The sequence below is a fragment of the Nevskia sp. genome, assembly GCF_051860985.1.
In the GTDB taxonomy this organism is placed as follows: domain Bacteria; phylum Pseudomonadota; class Gammaproteobacteria; order Nevskiales; family Nevskiaceae; genus Nevskia.
Window position 1 is genome coordinate 1 of sequence record NZ_JBIMKV010000017.1, and the last position, 17059, is coordinate 17059.

The following is a 17059-nucleotide window of genomic DNA, read 5'->3' on the forward strand; positions in this document are numbered from 1 at the left end:
TCATGGCGTTGATTCCCTTGCTGTTTCCGATATCCAAATTTTACCAAACAAGGGGGGTTAATCAGAGAATCCTTAGGCCAAGGGAGCTATTCAATGAGTGAGAAAGAGAGATTTAAGGTGATGAAGGGTCTTCGGGAAGCCGAAGGGGCGTTGGTTTTTTGCCTCGATGTTTTCGGCGACCAACTTGCGGCCAGGGAGGGCTACAAGGGTTTGAAGGGAATGGACGCTGTTTACTTCTATCTTGTCCACAAATTTTCATGGCCACCCTCTCAGGTGAAAGGGATGTCGTTTGAAGATATTCGCTTCGTTCTAACTGAAGAAATGCATGGGTTTGTTCTTCCCAAGGCTGCGCGAGGCCTCTAACTGCATCAGCTACGGCGCGATCACCACATAGCCCATCTCTTCCAGCCGCTTGATCGCCCGGCGCAGCGCCTGCGTAAGTAGTGGCCGTTCATTCCATCGGTAAGTCCGCTTCTCCCCGTCGTAGCCTTCGATGAACTCCACCCGGCCGGACTCAAGATCGCCCTTCAGCAAGGCGCTGACCCGGCCGGATGGGATCTGAGCCACCTCCGCCAGCACAGACGCGGTGGCAGTGCCTTCCAGCTCCAGATGCCGACGCATGGCCTGCGTAGGCGAGATCCGAGTATCGGCGGCAGCCAATCTCCCCACTGCCGCCTGCTGTCTTCCTCCGCCTTTAGGGGTATCGGCGGCCGTCGTCGTACGGGGCTCACGGCGCGAGCGGAGTCGGACTTCCGCAGCTGGCCGGACGCCTCGCGCAGCAACTTCCCGGCCCTCATGACTTCGTGACGTGTGCATGGACACGCTCAGCCCCTTCTATGTATTCGTGACACTGGTGGCACTCTCGCCCTTCGGCCGATTCCCCGGCGTAATGGACACCCGCGGCTGCGGCAGCCCGCGGCCGCCGGCGGCGCCGGGATACGGGTTGTAGTCCTCGCCCTCGGCGTCGACGTACTTCTGCACTTCGGCCGGATCAAGCCCGGCCGCAGTCCACACCAGCGGGCGGGGCACGCCCAGCGCCTGGTGCTTGAGGGCCAGATCGGCGCGCTGATTCGGGGTGTCGGTCTTGCGCTCGGCGAATTGCACGCTGAACTCCTCCGCGTCGGGGTTGATGCCGTGCAGCAGCAGCTCCAGCCGGAAGCCCAGTTCGTAGACGAAACTCACGTTGTCCTGCAGCGCATCGAGTTCGTCGAAATAGTCCTGCTTCAGGTCGGCCAGCACGTCGCGGGCGACGTCGCCGGTGTAGCCGAACAGGGCCTTCGGCGCCGGCGCGCCGCTGAAGAAGGTGTCCAGCAGGTGCGCCACGTCGGCAATCTGGTCGAGGTTGGCATCGCCGGCCAGCGCGGTGACGCCACCCTTGCGGTTCAGGTAGTAGTCGGTGGTCACCAGACCCTGCTTGGCCTTGTGGTTCTGCTCGTAGGTCTGTAGCTCGGCCGTGGTGGCGCCTTCCAGCACGTGCACCTGCCGCTGTGGCGCTCGGGTGTGCCGGCGCACCACCAGATCACGCTCGGTCATCACCAGCTGGCGCCAGGCAGTGCGCGTGGCATCGAGGTAAGGCCGGCCGAACGATCCCCAGTTGTCGTAGTTGTCCGGGCGGATGCGTACCAGGTTGAGCTGCCACAGCGGGAACTTGGCCATCGCCACACCGCGCAGCCAGTCCCACTGCTGGTAGGCCGCTGCCGGGTCAAGGAACTGGCCGTTGCCGCCCACCAGCGGCTTGATGGTTTCGGTCGGCATGCGCACGCCGCTGATCACGCGGCGCGCGTCGGTGTCGATGACCCACTGGATCGGCAGATTGCCTTCCATCAGCGCGCCGCGCATGTCGCTTTCCAGCTTCTCGCGGCGGTGCAGCGCCAAGCGCCGGTGGTAGCTGTACCAGATACGCCGCAGGGTCTCGGCCTGCGGGCTGCACTTGAGCATCAGGCCGCCCTTGCACGCGGCCCGGGCGGTGCGTTCGTGGATCTTCTTCACGCGCGGGTCGCGCTGATCCATGTCCCGGATTTCGAGGATCGTGCTGCGCAGCATGAAGCTCGGCTCCATGCGCAGATACAGCAGCTCCAGCTGCTCCTCGGGCGTGGTCCGGAAGCCGGCCTCGGAGGTGTTCGGCGGCGATTCGCCGGGCAGCAGGTTGCCGATGGTGGGCGTCTTCACGGTCGGCAGCGCCGCCGGCGTCGGACGGACGAACGTCATCAGGCGATCGAGGAGGCTCATCGTGCAATCTCCACAGTGGACCCCAGCAGGTCGCTCTCGGACTGCTGCCGGGTGAGGATCAGGGTGTGCACCTGGCCGGTGCCTCGGGTATTCAGCGCGTGGCTGGCCGCGCAGTAGGCGTCGAACACGTCGTCGCCGATCTTCTTTTCCTGCCGCGTGTAGCTGGAGAACGCCTTGCTGGTGGCGCTGGCCACGATGTTCGGCAGCTGCCGCTGCAGCTCGCGCATGTCGGTGCCGGCCTGGTCTTCCGCCGGCAGGTCGTCGGTGTACGGCACCGCCACGCGGCGGTTCTGGAAAGTGGCGCGTACCTGCTGCGCCATCGTGTGCTTGGTCATGCCCTCGAAGCGGATCGGCGCAAAGGCCCACTCGCTCCAGGTCGTGGCGCTGCTTTCGCCGCCGCCGATGTCGCGGCGGTCCACCGTCGTCAGGCCCTGCGCGAACAGGTCATCGTTCAGCGCGGTCAGCATGCCGATGCCGTAGGCGTCGCCCATCGCGTAGTCCGGGCGGAAGTAACGCCAGAAGCTCACCAGGTCGTTCTTCACGCCGGTCTCGTCGGCGGTCGAAGGCCAGGTCTTCACGTAGATCGGCACCTCGAACGCGCCGATCTGCTCCAGCACCACCAGCGCGGACCGCGAGCTGGTCGGGTCCTCGCCGTGGCCCAGGTGGTCGTAGCCGAAGGCCAGCATTCCGCGCTTGCGGTACGTGCCGCCCGGGATCGGCTCCTCGATCCCGATCTTGGCGCGGATGGCGAGCTGGATCGCCGCCCGCACCCAGGCCTCCCAGATCAGGTTCTTGCCGGCCACGTTCCGGCACAGCAGCTGCCGGATGTACTCGTGGGACGGCAGGCTGTCCCGCATCTCCTCCATGAACGCGGCGTTGACGATGCCCATCTCGATCGCCAGATGCACGTCCACGGTCGGCAGCGCGAAGTACTTGCCGCTGGCCACCATGTTGGCCAGCGTGTCCGCGCCCTTGTAGACCCCGGTGATCCGGATGATCGGCTGGTTGACCGATTCGGTACTGGCGCCGAGGCGGCGGCTGGAGCCCAGCATCAGCAGGAAGCGCGAATACAGCCGGTCGGCCGGCATGTCGTCGACCTCCTCGAGGCTGGCCACGGTCAAGTCGCCGCCGTCGACCTGGCTCATGATCCCGTAGCTCGCCGCCACGCTGCGGTTGCTGAACTGGTACCGGGTATCGGCGAACTGCTTTCGGCCGCGGTCGTACATCAGCCAGGCGTCGAGGATCGGCGATCGCCGGACCGCATCAAGGTGGTAGCGAAGGTTCACCTGCGCCTGCGCCTCACGCGGCGCCACCACGCCCAGCTCCTGGTCCGCGTTGGTCGCCAGATACTTCAGGTCCCACAGCTCTTTCGTCGCGGTCTTGCCGGTACGGCGACAGCTGAAGTCCACGGTCGACGGGTGCTGATCCATCAGCTCGCACTTCAGGATCTGCATCGTGTCCAACTCAACGTTGTGCACGTGCTTGTGCCAGGCCGAATGGTCGTCGGCGTAGCGCATCACCTCCCGCTCGGCGATGTTCTGCGCGCGGATCCGCTGGGCGGGGCTGACGCGCTCAGTCACTGGCGCTGCCGTCCTGCTTTTCCAATGCCTGGTGCTCCAGCAGCACCGGATCGCGCGACGCGCGCTGGCGCGAGCGCTCGATCAGCGAGCCCAGCTTCTCCAGCGCGGCGGTCTGTCGCTCCCGGAAGTCGCTGGCCCCGTCGATCGCCTTCTTGTCCTGTTCCAGGAAGCCGGAGACGGTCTCCTGTTCGTCCTTGATCTTCATCGTCATGCCGGAATCGGGCAGCGTCATGCCGTTCCGGTTCATGTACTCGATGATCAGCTTCAGCAGCGGGTGCGCCTCGACTTTCTGGATCGTCCGCGAATCGCCGCTCTCATCGATGTAGCTGGCAATGCGGAGCGTGCCTTCCTTGTCGAATGCCCACTCCGGCGTCCGCAGACTGACGCCGTCCTTGATGATCGTCAGGATCATGTCGTTCGTCAGCTGCCAGACCAGCGCCTGCAGACGCGCCTGGTACCGGTTGAGCATCTTCGGATCGCGCGTCTCGAACGCGATCGTGAAGTCCATGAACAGCTCGGTGCGCTTCAGGCACGCCGGCGGGTTCTTGTGGCCCCGCACCGGGTACGGATTGCAGCCGTTGTTGAAGTGCTCGCAGGTCTCGCAATGCGGGTACTGGCCGGGCCGGGCGGGGAAGTACTGCGCGGTCTCGGCGAAGACACCGTGTTTCATCGCGTTGAAGCGCGTGATCTTGGCCTCCTCCGGCGTCGGGTGGCCCTTCAGGTTCGCCGCCGAAGCCGCCTTGCCGGCCTCGGTCTTCGGCCCGGTCGCATTCCCCCAGGCCTTCGCCAGGTTCACTTCCCAGGCCACCTGTTCGGCCTCGGCACCGCAGCTGCGGCAGCCGGAAAAATAGGCGGTCGGCAAGAACTCCCGCTCCGGCCGGGGCTCGGTCCGGGTCGGCAAAGCCTCGAACCGAAGTCCGCAGGCCCTGCAATGGAAATGTAGTTCGCTCGACCTATCCGTCACGTCACCCGCCTCAGATCCACAGGAAGCACCAGCATCAACTTCCGGGTTCTAAGGTCGGCAAGCTCGGGGAGCCATCTTCTGGCGGTAGCAGTCCGCTTCATCGGCAGTATCAGGAACCCGGCCCGGCGCCGGGTTTTTTGTGTCTGTCATTCTGCGCGCGATGACAGCAGCGCCGTGTCTGGATCAGCGTGCGCGGGCAAGGGCGGTCACCACTTCGAAGTAGGGTGGCCTTGGATCACGCGAGGTGATCCGGCAGGACTCGACGATGAAACCGGCGCCGCGCAGCCAGCTGTCGAGGGTTTCCGCCGTGGTGCCGAGATTGACGTGATCGTAGGCCTGCATTGCCGCTTCATGGCGGTGAGCGCCGAGCGTGGCGACGACCAGACGCCCGCCCGGGCGCAGGCAGCGTCGGGCCTCGGCCAGCACCCGTTGCGGCTGCCGCGCGTAGCTCAGCGCGTGCATCAGGAACACGTGATCGAAGCTCGCGTCGTGAAACGGCAGGCTGTCCATGTCGGCCTGCGTGAAGGCGACGTTGGCGAGCGTGCCGATGCGCTTGCGCGCGGCCGCCAGCACCTTGGTGCTGATGTCGACGCAGGCGACGCTGGTGGACCGCTCGGCGATCAGTTCGGCCATCACCCCGTCGCCGGAGGCGATGTCGAGCACGTCGCCGAGATCGAGCAGGCCGATCAGCGCGCGCGCCGTGGCTTCCCAGGTACGGCCCGGCGAGTAGTGCAATTCCATGCGGCCGGCGACCGATTCCGCCCAGGTCTGGCCGTGCTTGCGTACGCGCACCACTTCACTGGCGCGCTCACGATCGACGCGCGCCTGGGGATCATCGAGGCGTTCGCGCATCACCGTCCACAGTTCGGCGGCCCGGCCGCGATCCGGACTCAGGCTGTACTGCGCGCCACTGCCGTTGCGGCTGGTCTGCACCAGACCCGCCCGCTTGAGCTTGGCCAGATGGGTGGAGACGCGGCTCTGAGCAAGACCGGTGATCTCGGTCAGTTCCGCTACCGACAGCTGGTGCGCTTCCAGCAGCAGCAGCAGGCGCAGCCGGCTGGCGTCGGCCAGCAGACGCCACAGCTCGGTGCTTTGCGCGATGCTGAGTTTCATGCGGCGGTCAGGCTCCAGGTGCTGGCGTGCGGGCAATGAAAAAGCCTGCCGACGGCCTGTCGGCAGGCTTGCTGGGAAGCGGCGCGGGCCGGCGCTGTCAGCCCTGCGACTTCACGGCATCGACCGCGCTGTTGACGGCTGCGCTGACCGCTGCCGATGCCTCGTCGACCTTGGCCTTGGCGGCGCCGACCGCGGCGCTGGCGGTTTCGCTGACCGTGGCGGCGGCCTGGGTGACGACCTTCTTGGCGGCGCTGGTGGCGCGGCTGGCGCGCGAATTCGGCGATGGCGTCGGGACTGCGCGGGCCACGACCTTCTTGGCTTCGGCCACCGTGGTCTTGGCAGCGGATTCAACGGTCTTCTCGACCGACTTCGCTGCCTTGACGACCTTCTTCTCGACCGCCTTCGCGGTCTTCTTGACCGCCTTAACTTCCGCCTTGACGACTTTTTCGATCTTCTTCGCTTCGGCCTTGACGTCCTTCTTGACCGCCTTGACGTCGGCCTTCAACGATTTCTCGGCCTTGACCACCTCGGTCTTGATGTCCTTTTTTGCGGCCTTCACGGTCTCGCTGGCCTTGGCGCCGGCCTTCCTGGCTTCCGCCTTGACCTTCTCCAGCGCTTTCTGGGCTGGCGCGATGGCCTTTTCCAGCTTGGCGACCGACACCTGCGCACCTTCGGCGCTGCCCTTGACCAGCTTGGCCAGCTCGCCGCGGGCATCGGCGACGACGCTCAGCGAGGCGCGGGCATTGCCGATCAGCTTGTTGACCGCTTCCTGCAGCAAATCAGCCTGCTTCTGGGCGGTGGACTTCAGGTCCTTCTCGCCACGGGCGCGTTTCAGCGACGTCACGGCCGCCTTGTAATAGTCGTTCAGCGCCTTGAGCTCGGCATCCGCCAGCTTCTGCACGCCGCCGTAGACGATCTGGTTGGCGTTGCCGAGGGTATCGAGGGACTGCCTTGCCAGCTGCAGCAGGTCATTGATCGGCTTGCTGAACGTCTTCTTTCCGGCCATGTCGCGATTCCCCCGTGCGGTGAACGATGCCGGATTCTAGGGGGGGCTTCTCGAAAGCGTCAAAACTCGGTCGAAACAGGGAGTTATCGGCCGATATTTGCAGCTTGCCGGCTGTTTGCGCCGATGCGCGGCTGGGGTGGCCGATGAAATTCCTGTCGCGGAACCTGCGTATAATCGCAGTCCATACGGCACCGCATGGCGCGTTTGGCGCGTCCTGCGGCCTGCCACGGACAACCCCACGAGGACTCACGCCCCATGTTTGAAGGCAATTCGCTCCAGGTCACGCGGCTCGACGGTGACATCGCCGAGCTGAAGTTCGACCGCAAGAACGAGTCGGTCAACAAGTTCGATGCCGCCACGCTCGGCGAACTGAAGGCCGCCGGTGCGCTGCTCGCCGCCGACACCACGCTCAAGGGCCTGATCGTCACCAGCGGCAAGGACGTGTTCATCGTCGGCGCCGACATCACCGAATTCGGCAAGAGCTTCCAGCTGCCGGAAGAGGAGATCGCCAAGTGGGCGGTGGAAACCAACAAGATCTTTTCGACCATCGAGGACCTGCCGTTCCCGACCGTCACCGCGATCAATGGCATCGCGCTCGGCGGCGGCTTCGAGATGGCGCTGTCGACCGACTACCGGGTGATCTCCGCCAAGGCCGCGATCGGCTTCCCGGAAGTGAAGCTCGGCATCATTCCGGGCTTCGCCGGCACCGTGCGTTTCGCCCGCCTGTGCGGTGCCGACAACGCCATCGAATGGATCGCAAGCGGCGACCAGAAGAAGCCGGAAGCCGCGCTGCCGATCAAGGCTGTCGATGCCGTGGTGCCGCCGGAGAAGGTGCGTGACGCAGCGCTGAAGCTGCTGGCGCTGGCCCAGAACGGCGCCTTCGACTGGAAGGCTCGCCGCGAGCAGAAGAAGGGCAAGCTCAAGCTCGGCCCGATCGAATCGGCGATGGTCTTCGAGACCGCCAAGGGCTTCATCGCCGGCAAGGCCGGCAAGCATTTCCCGGCGCCGGTCGCTGCCGTGACCGCGATCCAGAAGGCCGCCGGCAAGACTCGCGACGACGCCATCCTGATCGAGGCCGCCGCATTCGCCAAGCTGGCCAAGACCCAGGCTGCCGACTCGCTCATTGGGTTGTTCCTGAACGATCAGCTGCTGAAGAAGAAGGGCAAGGCTTACGCCAAGATCGCCCGCAAGGTGAAGCAGGGCGCGGTGCTCGGCGCCGGCATCATGGGCGGCGGCATCGCCTACCAGAGCGCGGTCAAGGGCACGCCGGTGGTGCTGAAAGACATCGCCGATCCGGCGCTGGCGCTGGGCATGGGTGAAGCGAACAAGCTGCTGTCGGCGCAGGTCGGCCGCAAGAAGCTGACGCCGGAAAAGGCTGGCGCCGTGCTGGCCTCGATCCGCCCGACGCTGAACTACGGCGATTTCAAGGGCGTGGACGTGGTCGTCGAAGCGGTCACCGAGAACCCGAAGGTCAAGAAGATGGTGCTGGCCGACGTCGAGGCCGCCGTGCGCGACGATGCGGTGATCGCCTCGAACACCTCGTCGATCTCGATCGATCTGCTCGCCGACGGCCTGAAGCGCCCCGAGAACTTCCTCGGCATGCACTTCTTCAACCCGGTGCACAAGATGCCGCTGGTCGAGGTCATCAAGGGCGCCAAGACCTCGCCGGAGGCGGTCGCGACGATCGTCGCCTACGCCTCGGCGATGGGCAAGACGCCGATCGTGGTCAACAACTGCCCGGGCTTCCTGGTCAACCGCATCCTGTTCCCGTACTTCGGCGGCTGGAGCCTGCTGCTGCGCGACGGCGCGGACTACCAGAAGATCGACAAAGCGGCCGAAAGCTTCGGCTGGCCGATGGGCCCGAGCTACCTGCAGGACGTGGTCGGCATCGACACCAGCCACCACGTCGGTGACGTGTTGGCCGAAGGCTATCCGGACCGCATGGGTCGCGAGTTCCGCACCGCGCTCGACGTGATGTACGACGCCAAGCGCTACGGCCAGAAGAACGGCATCGGCTTTTACAAGTACGAGACCGATCCGAAGGGCAAGCCGAAGAAGGTCGTGACGCCGGATACCTACGCGCTGATCGCCGAAGTGCAGCCGAACGGCACCAAGGACTACTCGGATGAGGAAATCATGGAGCGCCTGATGATCCCGATGATCATCGAGACCGCCCGCTGCCTTGAAGAGAAGATCGTCGACACCGCCAACGAGGCCGACATGGGCCTGATCATGGGTGTGGGCTTCCCGCCGCATCTCGGCGGTGCCTTGAAGTATGCCGATGCCATCGGCCTCGCCAACCTCGTCGAGAAGTGCGCCAAGTACGCGAGCCTGGGCAAGTTGTACGAGCCGACCGCGACGATGAAGGCCATGGCTGCCGAAGGCCGCCGCTATTACCCGCTGTAAGAGACCTTCCCAATTGAACTGTCCGCGCCATGGATGGCGCGGTCTTGTACAGGACGTACACACGGAGAACAGAAATGACTGATGTCGTCATCGTCGATGCCGTCCGCACCCCGATGGGCCGCTCGAAGGGCGGTGTGTTCCGCAATGTCCGCGCCGAAGCGCTGTCGGCGGAGCTGATCAAGGCGCTCATGCGCCGCAACCCGTCAGTGAACCCGAAGGAAATCGAGGACGTGATCTGGGGCTGCGTGCAGCAGACCAAGGAGCAGGGCTTCAACATCGCCCGCCAGGCGAGCTTGCTGGCCGGCCTGCCGATCGAAGTGTCGGGCCAGACCGTCAACCGCCTGTGCGGCTCGTCGATGACCGCGATCCATGCGGCCGTCGGCAGCATCCAGGCCGGTGCCGGTGACATCTTCATCTGCGGCGGCGTCGAGCACATGGGCCATGTGCCGATGGACTACAACTTCGACGGCAACCCGGAGCTGTCGGTGACCACCGCCAAGGCGGCGGCGATGATGGGCCTGACTGCCGAAATGCTGGCCACCGCGTTCCAGCTGCCGCGCGCCAAGCAGGACGAGTTTGCGCTGGCCTCGCACCAGAAGGCGGCGGCCGCGCTGAAGAGCGGCGGCTTCAAGAACGAGATGATCCCGGTCGCCGGCCATGATGCCGATGGTCTGCCGATCCTGGTCGATTTCGACGAAGTGGTGCGTGCCAACGCCAACATCGAAGACCTCGGCAAGCTGAAGCCGGCGTTCAATCCGAAGGGCTCGGTGACCGCCGGCAACAGCTCGGCGATTTCCGACGGTGCCTCGGCGGTGCTGGTCATGAGTGCCGACAAGGCCAAGGCCCTGGGCCTGAAGCCGTTGGCCCGCATCGTGTCGATCGCCTCGGCCGGCTGCGACCCGTCGACGATGGGCCGTGGCCCGGTGCCGGCGACGCTGAAGGCGCTGAAGCGCGCCGGCCTGACCCTCGCCGACATCGACTACTTCGAGCTCAACGAAGCTTTCGCCGCCCAGGCGCTGGCGGTGATGACGGAACTCAAGATCCTCGACCGCATGGATCGCGTGAACCTGAAGGGCGGGGCGATCGCGCTCGGCCATCCGCTGGGTTGCTCGGGTGCCCGCATCACCGGCGCGCTGGCGCACGTGCTGAACGAGAAGCAGGGCCGCTACGGCCTCGCGACGATGTGCATCGGCATGGGTCAGGGCGTGGCGACGATCATCGAACGCCTGCACTGATCGGCACGGGCTGACACGAGAAAGGCCGGGTGATCCCCGGCCTTTCTCGTTTGCGCCACCCGGGTCGGCACAGGCGCGCTCAACGGCTGCCGCGGTGCCGGTACAGGCCCGGGGCACTGCCGGTCCAGCGCTTGAAGGCGCGCTGGAAAGCGGGGCTGTCGGCAAAGCCCAAGTCGATCGCCAGCGCGCTGACCGGCACCGCACTGGTCTGCAGCCGCGAGATCGCCAGATCACGGCGCAGCTCGTCCTTCAGCTGCTGGAACGCCGTGCCTTCTTGCGCCAGCCGCCGCTGCAGGGTGGCGGTCGACATGTGCAGTGCAGCGGCGCAGGCCGCCAGCCCCGGCCAGGCCGGCTGGCCGTGCTGCAGGTGCTGGCGCAGGCGGCCGGTCACGCTGTCGGCTCCGTGACGCGGCACGATCACCTGGCCCTGGGCGTCGCGCAGGAATTCGCGCAGCGCCGTTTCGTCGCGGCGGACCGGCTGCTTCAGCACGGCGGCCTCGAACCACATCGCCGACAGCGGCTGCCGGAAGCGCAGCGGCGCCGTGAACACCGGGCCGTAGCTGCCGGCGTAGGCCGGCGCATCGAAGGCGAAATCGAAGCGCGCGGCCGGCAGACGGCCGCCGGCCAGCCAGGCCAGCAGACGCCAGAACACGCGCAGGCTCAGCTCGTGGAAGAACGGCAGCTGGCCGGCGCCGGGATCGCGGAAGCGCAGCGCCCAGCCGGACAGCGGGCCGTCGTGCAGTGGCACCAGCGCCACGTCGTCCTGCAGCAGGCCGAAGGTATGCGCCGCCCGGCGCATCGCCATGCCGAGCGTCGCGGCGCTGGTGGCGGCGCGAAAGATCATCGCGATGCTGCCGCGCCGCAGCGGCCGGGAAACGAAGCCGAGGAGATCGTCATTGCGGCGCTCGGTCAGCGACCGGAACAGCGCCACGAACTGCTCGGCCGTGACCCGCGCCGACGGCTGTTCGAGCAGCGCGGCGGCGATGCCGGCATCGGCCAGGAAATCGTCAATCGCTTCGTTGCGGGCGCGAACGCCGCTGAGGATGCCGTGCACGAAGGCGATCGAGATGGTGATCGCGGCATCGGCCGGCGCGCGGACCTGCGTCATCGGTTGAGGTGATTTGCCATGTGAACGATGCACTGTGCCGTCGTGCCGTCGGCCCGGCAGTTTCTATCATCGGCGATTCAGCGGCAGGTCAGCCGGATCGTTGATCCCGCAGCATCCGGCTGCTGCCGTTCCCGTTCCGTTCTCGATTTTCGACAGGAGTTCGCCATGAGTCGTGATGTCGTGGTTGCCGGTGTCGGCATGATCCCGTTCACCAAGCCGGGTGCCAACGAGCCGTATCCGCAGATGGCGGCCAAGGCCACGCGGGCGGCGCTGGCCGATGCCGGCATCGGCTTCGAGCTGCTGCAGCAGGCCTACGTCGGCTATGTCTACGGCGATTCCACCGCCGGCCAGTGCGCGCTGTACGAAGTCGGCATGACCGGCATTCCGGTCATCAACGTCAACAACAACTGCTCGACCGGATCGACCGCGCCGTTCCTGGCCCGGCAAGCGGTTGCCAGCGGCGTCGCCGACTGCGTGCTGGCGCTCGGTTTCGAGCACATGAGCCCGGGCGCGCTCGGCTCGGTGTTCAAGGACCGCCCGAGCCCGTTCGATCGCTTCGACGCGGCCACGCTGGACCTGCTCGGTCCCAGCGACGTGCCGCTGGCGCTGCGCTACTTCGGTGGCGCCGGGCTGGCCCACATGCAGCAGTACGGCACCTCGCTGTCGACGTTCGCGAAGATTCGCGCCAAGGCCAGCCGTCACGCCGCCAACAATCCGCTGGCGCTGTTCCGCACCGTGGTCAGCGAGGACGACGTGATGAACGCGCCGGTGATGTGGCCGGGCGTGATGACCCGCCTGATGGCCTGCCCGCCGACCTGCGGCGCGGCCGCTGCGGTGATCTGCTCGGATGCCTTTGCCAGCCGCCACGGTCTCGACCGGCGCGTGCGGATCAAGGCGCAGGCGATGACCACCGACGGCCCGCGTACTTTCGGCGCCGGCGACATGCGCGAGGTGGTCGGCTTCACGATGGCCCAGACCGCTGCCAGGCAGGTCTACGAAGCGGCCGGCGTCGGTCCCGATGATGTCGATGTCGTCGAACTGCACGACTGCTTCGCCCACAACGAGCTGATCAGCTACGAATCGCTGGGCCTGTGCCCGGTCGGCGGTGCGGAAAAGTTCGTCGTCGACGGCGACAACACCTACGGCGGCAAGGTGGTCACCAATCCGTCCGGCGGCCTGCTCAGCAAGGGCCATCCGCTCGGGGCCACCGGGCTTGCGCAGTGCACCGAGCTGGTCCAGCAGCTGCGCGGTACGGCAGACAAGCGCCAGGTCGATGGCGCACGGCTGGCACTGCAGCACAACCTCGGCCTCGGCGGCGCCTGCGTGGTGACCTTGTACGAGCGGGTCTGAACGGGCTTGATGCGGCTGGGCCGGCGCGCTGCGCCGGCCTAGCCGCCTTCAGGTCTGGATCACCGTCATGCCGGGCGCAATGCCCCGGCCCAGCGCCGCCCGGGGGCCACTGAGGCCGAAAGCCTGGATGCCTTCGACCAGCATCCGGGTCGCGAAACGGGCCGCCTGTTCGGCATTGCGGCCGCCCTGCTCGCAGAGCACGCGGCCGATCTCGAAGGCCATGCCGTACAGCGAGGCAGCCATCAGGTCGACATCCAGCTCGGGGAACAGGCCGCGTGCCATCGCATCGTTGAGGTCGGCCTTCAGCTGCTGCATCGGGATGCCGACCACGGTTTCCTTGAACAGGCTGCGCACTACGTATTCGTTGCGCAGGATCAGCTCGAAGAAACCCGGCTCCTCGACGATCTTCTCGAACAGGGTCAGGAAGGCGCCGTAGAGAAAGTCGGCGAGGCTGGTGGCCTGCGCGCGCAGGTCGTGCATGCGCCGGGTGATCTCGCTCATCCGCACGTCCAGCACTTCCCGGAACAGGGATTCCTTGTCCTGGAAGTAGTTGTAGAACGTGCCCGGCGCCAGTCCCGATTCGCGGACGATGTCGCGCACCGTCACCGCGTCGAACCCCATTTGCATGAAACACCTTCGGGCCGCTTCGATCAGCGTCGCGCGGTTGGCCTGCTTGTTGTGCTCACGCTTGTTGTCGCGGGGGAGTGAGGACATGGACGGGCGGCCCGTTGTGCTCAGTTGAACTTCGAGAAATCCGGCTTGCGCTTGGCGATGAAGGCGGTCATCGCCTCGATGGCTTCCGGCTGGCGGAGCATCGGAATGAAGTGGTCGGCTTCCAGCGGAATGGCCTCGCTGACTTCCGCCTGCCGCCAGCGCTTGAGCAGCATCTTGTTGACGCGCAGCGCGTTCGGTGGCTGGCTGGCCAGCTTCAGCGCACGGGCGAGCGCATGGGCTTCGACCTCGTCATCGGCGTGGACGCTGTTGACGATGCCGCTGGCTTCGGCAACGGCGGCCGTGAACGGCTCGCCGAACAGCAGCAGTTCAGACGCCTTCACATGGCCGACGATGCGTGGCAGCAGGTAGGTCGAGGCGAACTCGGCGCAGATGCCGATGTTGACGAACGGGAACTGGAAGCGGGCGTTCTGGCCGGCGTAGACCAGGTCGCAGTGAAACAACATGGTCGCGCCGATGCCGATCGCCGGGCCCTGCACGGCGGCCACCACCGGCTTGGCCAGCCCGGCCAGCGCGTGCATGAAGCGCAGCACCGGGTTCTGCTCGCGCGGCGTGTTGTGGTCGAGCTTCAGGAAGTCCTGCAGATCGTTGCCGGCGCAGAACGAACCACCGCTGCCGACGAACAGCACCACGCGCACCTCGGGGTTACCGGCGGCTTCGGTAACCGCCTGTTCCATCGCCGTGTACATGCCCTGGGTCAGCGCGTTCTTCTTGTCGGCGCGGTTCAGGCGGATGGTCATCACGCGATCCTTGACCTCGGTCAGGATCAGCGGGGCTTGCGTATCGGTCACAGGCAACTCCGGCAGCGAGAAATCGTAGGGAGCGGCGATCATGCCGCACGCTGCAGGCCTCGTCAGCAGGTAATCGAGATGACCGGAAATGGCGCCCCCCGCGGGCGCCGACGACGCCGCGAAGGCACAGCGGCGGATCACGGCCTGCGGCAGCAAGCTGGCGTGCTGCCGCTCGCAAGCGTCCGGCACGGTCCATGTTGCACCGCGATAAGCGACGAAAGTCGCTACCATCCGCCGTCATGATTCGCATCCAATCCCCGCTCCTGCGCTGGCTGCTCATCGGCCTCGCCATCTCCGCCAGTGTCGGTGTCGTCGCGTTCGCGCTATGGCTGGTGCAACTCGACAAGGAAGTGCGGGTTCGCTACGCCGGCGTCAAATGGGTGCTGCCGGCGCAGGTCTATGCCGCCCCGATGGACCTGTATCCCGGCGCCCCGATCACCGTTCCGGACCTGCGGCGCGAGCTTGATCGTCTCGGCTACCGGCTCAGTGACGAGCTGAGCGGGCCAGGCACTTACCAGATGGCGGTCGACGAACTGCGCGTCGACATCCGCGCGTTCTCGTTCTGGGACAGCCAGCAGCAGGAACAGCGGGTCGCCTTCAAGGGCGACGCCAGCGGCCTGACCGCGATCCGGGCGATGGGCAGCGACCGCTCGATCGACCTGCTGCGCCTGGACCCGATGCTGATCGGCAGCATCTACCCGAGCCACAGCGCCGAGGATCGGGTGCTGGTCAAGCTCGATGAAGTGCCGCCGCTGCTGCCGGCCACCCTGATCCAGGTCGAGGACCGCGGCTTCGAGGATCATTTCGGCGTCAGCCTCAAGGGCATCCTGCGCGCGGCGGTCACCAACGCCTTCCGTGGCGGGGCGCGCAAGCAGGGCGGCTCGACGATCACCCAGCAGCTGATCAAGAACCTGTTCCTGTCCAACGAACAGAGCTACGCCCGCAAGATCCGCGAGGCGCTGATGGCGATCCTGCTGGAGCGCCACGTGTCCAAGCACGACATCCTGGAGGCCTATCTCAACGAGGTCTGGCTCGGCCAGGATGGCAATCGCGCGATCCACGGCTTCGGTCTGGCCAGCCAGTTCTACTTCAACAAGCCGCTGAACGAACTGCGGCCTGCGGAAATCGCGCTGCTGGTCGGCATCGCCAAGGGACCGACGGTCTACAACCCGCGCCGCTTCCCGGACCGCGTGCGCGACCGGCGCGACCTGGTGCTGCAGCTGATGACCGACGGCGGCCTGATCCGCGAGGACGAGCGCGAGGTCGAGGCGCTGTCGCCGCTCGGCGTGCAGAACGGCAAGGCCGGCGGCGTCGAACGCTATCCGGCGTTCATCGATCTGGTCCGCCGCCAGATCAAGGGCCTGTACCGCGAGGAAGACCTCGGCTCGGAAGGGCTGCGCATCTTCACCACGCTGGACCCGCGCGCGCAGGAGCGGCTGGAAGCGCGGATCGTGGCCGACCTGCCGGACCTCGAAAAGAGCCGCCAGCTGAAGACCGGCACCCTGCAGGCGGCCGGCGTGGTCACCAGCGTCGAAGGCGGCGAAGTACTGGCCATGGTCGGCGACCGCAATGTGCGCTTCCCGGGCTTCAACCGTGCGCTCGACTCCCAGCGGCCGATCGGTTCGCTGGCCAAGCCGTTCGTCTACCTGGCCGCGCTGGCCGATCCCGGCCGCTACAACCTGGCTTCGATCGTGGTTGACGAGCCGATCGAGCTGCGGATGCCGAACGGCAGCCGCTGGGCGCCCAAGAACTACGATCACAAGTTGCACGGCGCGGTGCCGCTGTATGCGGCGCTGGCCCGCAGCTACAACCTGCCCACCGTGAAGGTGGGCCTCGATGTCGGCGTCGACCGCGTGCACGACATGCTCGAGGCCGCCGGCCTGCAGGGGCCGCCGCGGCTGCCGTCGATGTTCCTCGGCGCGATCAATGCGTCGCCGCTCGACGTCGCACAGGTCTATTCGACCTTGGCCGCCAACGGCTATCTGACGCCGCTGCTGGCGATCCGCGAAGTCATGACCAAGGACGGCAAGCCGCTGTCCCGCTACAGCTTCCAGCTCAAGCAGACCTTGCCCGAAGGCCCGGTCTATCTGACCAACTGGGCGATGCAGAAGGTCATCGAATTCGGCACCGCGCGCTGGGCGGTGTCGGTGCTGCCGGCCGGCCAGACCTTCGCCGGCAAAACCGGCACCACCGACGACGCCCGCGATTCCTGGTTCGCCGGTTTCGGCGGTGATCGGGTGGCGGTGGTCTGGGTCGGCCGCGACGACAACAAACCGGTCGGCCTCGATGGCGCTGCCGGGGCGCTGCGCATCTGGGGCCGGCTGATGCGCGATCTGAACGCCCGTGGCCTGGATCTGGCCGCGCCGGCGGAGGTCGTCGACGCGGTGATCGACCCGCAGACCGGCCTGCTGGCCGATGAAGGCTGCAGCGGCACGATGATCATGCCGTTCATGGCCGATGCGCTGCCGACGCGCTACGCCGACTGTGCGAATGCGGGACAATCCGGGCCCCTGGACTGGCTGAAAGACATCTTTCGATGAATCTG

14 protein-coding genes are annotated in these 17059 nt (G+C 66.3%); 5 read left to right on the top strand and 9 right to left on the bottom strand.

Annotated elements, in window-relative coordinates:
* The first annotated feature begins 93 nt into the window (after window positions 1-93).
* The gene (locus ACTIGJ_RS15645) at window positions 94-363 is read left to right on the top strand and encodes a hypothetical protein (protein ID WP_439641265.1); all 270 of its coding nucleotides are present in this window, start codon (window positions 94-96) and stop codon (window positions 361-363) included.
* A 9-nt stretch (window positions 364-372) separates the two neighbouring features.
* Here ACTIGJ_RS15645 and ACTIGJ_RS15650 read toward each other — a convergent pair whose 3' ends face one another.
* The 6 genes from ACTIGJ_RS15650 to ACTIGJ_RS15675 form a co-directional block, all read right to left on the bottom strand.
* Window positions 373-621, bottom strand: a complete 249-nt coding sequence (locus tag ACTIGJ_RS15650; RefSeq protein ID WP_439641266.1) for a hypothetical protein — start codon at window positions 619-621, stop codon at window positions 373-375.
* 213 nt (window positions 622-834) lie between these two features.
* Window positions 835-2229 (bottom strand): hypothetical protein, encoded by a 1395-nt coding sequence (locus tag ACTIGJ_RS15655; RefSeq protein WP_439641267.1) that lies wholly within the window; start codon window positions 2227-2229, stop codon window positions 835-837.
* Window positions 2226-3809 (bottom strand): hypothetical protein, encoded by a 1584-nt coding sequence (locus tag ACTIGJ_RS15660; protein ID WP_439641268.1) that lies wholly within the window; start codon window positions 3807-3809, stop codon window positions 2226-2228. Before ACTIGJ_RS15660 ends, ACTIGJ_RS15655 begins: the two co-directional genes overlap by 4 nt.
* Window positions 3802-4671, bottom strand: a complete 870-nt coding sequence (locus tag ACTIGJ_RS15665; RefSeq protein WP_439641269.1) for a hypothetical protein — start codon at window positions 4669-4671, stop codon at window positions 3802-3804. The genes ACTIGJ_RS15660 and ACTIGJ_RS15665 overlap by 8 nt, the downstream gene beginning before the upstream one ends.
* 285 nt (window positions 4672-4956) lie before the next feature.
* Window positions 4957-5886, bottom strand: coding sequence for a metalloregulator ArsR/SmtB family transcription factor (locus tag ACTIGJ_RS15670; RefSeq protein ID WP_439641270.1), 930 nt, complete (start codon window positions 5884-5886; stop codon window positions 4957-4959).
* Between the two features lie 97 nt (window positions 5887-5983).
* The gene (locus tag ACTIGJ_RS15675) at window positions 5984-6892 is read right to left on the bottom strand and encodes a phasin family protein (RefSeq protein ID WP_439641271.1); all 909 of its coding nucleotides are present in this window, start codon (window positions 6890-6892) and stop codon (window positions 5984-5986) included.
* Between the two features lie 255 nt (window positions 6893-7147).
* On the opposite strand from ACTIGJ_RS15675, the gene fadB reads away from it, so the two are divergent.
* Window positions 7148-9298 carry a fatty acid oxidation complex subunit alpha FadB gene (gene fadB, locus ACTIGJ_RS15680; RefSeq protein ID WP_439641272.1) on the top strand — a complete coding sequence of 717 codons (2151 nt, stop codon included), beginning with the start codon at window positions 7148-7150 and terminating at the stop codon, window positions 9296-9298.
* A gap of 74 nt (window positions 9299-9372) precedes the next feature.
* Entirely contained in the window at window positions 9373-10533 is a 1161-nt protein-coding gene (fadA, locus tag ACTIGJ_RS15685; RefSeq protein ID WP_439641273.1) for an acetyl-CoA C-acyltransferase FadA, read from the top strand.
* A gap of 79 nt (window positions 10534-10612) precedes the next feature.
* On the opposite strand, the gene ACTIGJ_RS15690 is transcribed toward fadA, so the two are convergent.
* Entirely contained in the window at window positions 10613-11641 is a 1029-nt protein-coding gene (locus tag ACTIGJ_RS15690) for an AraC family transcriptional regulator (protein ID WP_439641274.1), read from the bottom strand.
* A 165-nt stretch (window positions 11642-11806) separates the two neighbouring features.
* Between ACTIGJ_RS15690 and ACTIGJ_RS15695 the strand changes: the two genes are divergently transcribed.
* A complete protein-coding gene (locus ACTIGJ_RS15695; protein ID WP_439641275.1) occupies window positions 11807-12991 on the top strand; it encodes a lipid-transfer protein in 1185 nt (394 codons plus the stop codon).
* A gap of 48 nt (window positions 12992-13039) precedes the next feature.
* Here the strand turns inward: ACTIGJ_RS15695 and ACTIGJ_RS15700 are convergent, their stop codons facing one another.
* Both ACTIGJ_RS15700 and ACTIGJ_RS15705 read right to left on the bottom strand, forming a co-directional pair.
* The gene (locus ACTIGJ_RS15700) at window positions 13040-13705 is read right to left on the bottom strand and encodes a TetR/AcrR family transcriptional regulator (RefSeq protein WP_439641276.1); all 666 of its coding nucleotides are present in this window, start codon (window positions 13703-13705) and stop codon (window positions 13040-13042) included.
* Window positions 13706-13725: 20 nt separating this feature from the next.
* Window positions 13726-14463, bottom strand: a complete 738-nt coding sequence (locus tag ACTIGJ_RS15705; RefSeq protein ID WP_439641333.1) for an enoyl-CoA hydratase — start codon at window positions 14461-14463, stop codon at window positions 13726-13728.
* Between the two features lie 290 nt (window positions 14464-14753).
* Between ACTIGJ_RS15705 and mrcB the strand changes: the two genes are divergently transcribed.
* On the top strand, window positions 14754-17054 hold the full coding sequence (mrcB, locus tag ACTIGJ_RS15710; RefSeq protein ID WP_439641277.1) for a penicillin-binding protein 1B: 2301 nt from the start codon (window positions 14754-14756) through the stop codon (window positions 17052-17054).
* Window positions 17055-17059 lie beyond the last annotated feature (5 nt).

What these genes read in the sequence shown, in the direction of transcription:
- ACTIGJ_RS15645 (WP_439641265.1), top strand. Translation starts at nt 94, where the DNA reads ATGAGTGAGAAAGAGAGATTTAAGGTGATGAAGGGTCTTCGGGAAGCC.
- ACTIGJ_RS15650 (WP_439641266.1), bottom strand. Translation starts at nt 621, where the DNA reads ATGCGTCGGCATCTGGAGCTGGAAGGCACTGCCACCGCGTCTGTGCTG.
- ACTIGJ_RS15655 (WP_439641267.1), bottom strand. Translation starts at nt 2,229, where the DNA reads ATGAGCCTCCTCGATCGCCTGATGACGTTCGTCCGTCCGACGCCGGCG.
- ACTIGJ_RS15670 (WP_439641270.1), bottom strand. Translation starts at nt 5,886, where the DNA reads ATGAAACTCAGCATCGCGCAAAGCACCGAGCTGTGGCGTCTGCTGGCC.
- ACTIGJ_RS15675 (WP_439641271.1), bottom strand. Translation starts at nt 6,892, where the DNA reads ATGGCCGGAAAGAAGACGTTCAGCAAGCCGATCAATGACCTGCTGCAG.
- fadB (WP_439641272.1), top strand. Translation starts at nt 7,148, where the DNA reads ATGTTTGAAGGCAATTCGCTCCAGGTCACGCGGCTCGACGGTGACATC.
- fadA (WP_439641273.1), top strand. Translation starts at nt 9,373, where the DNA reads ATGACTGATGTCGTCATCGTCGATGCCGTCCGCACCCCGATGGGCCGC.
- ACTIGJ_RS15690 (WP_439641274.1), bottom strand. Translation starts at nt 11,641, where the DNA reads ATGACGCAGGTCCGCGCGCCGGCCGATGCCGCGATCACCATCTCGATC.
- ACTIGJ_RS15695 (WP_439641275.1), top strand. Translation starts at nt 11,807, where the DNA reads ATGAGTCGTGATGTCGTGGTTGCCGGTGTCGGCATGATCCCGTTCACC.
- ACTIGJ_RS15700 (WP_439641276.1), bottom strand. Translation starts at nt 13,705, where the DNA reads ATGTCCTCACTCCCCCGCGACAACAAGCGTGAGCACAACAAGCAGGCC.
- ACTIGJ_RS15705 (WP_439641333.1), bottom strand. Translation starts at nt 14,463, where the DNA reads ATGACCATCCGCCTGAACCGCGCCGACAAGAAGAACGCGCTGACCCAG.
- mrcB (WP_439641277.1), top strand. Translation starts at nt 14,754, where the DNA reads ATGATTCGCATCCAATCCCCGCTCCTGCGCTGGCTGCTCATCGGCCTC.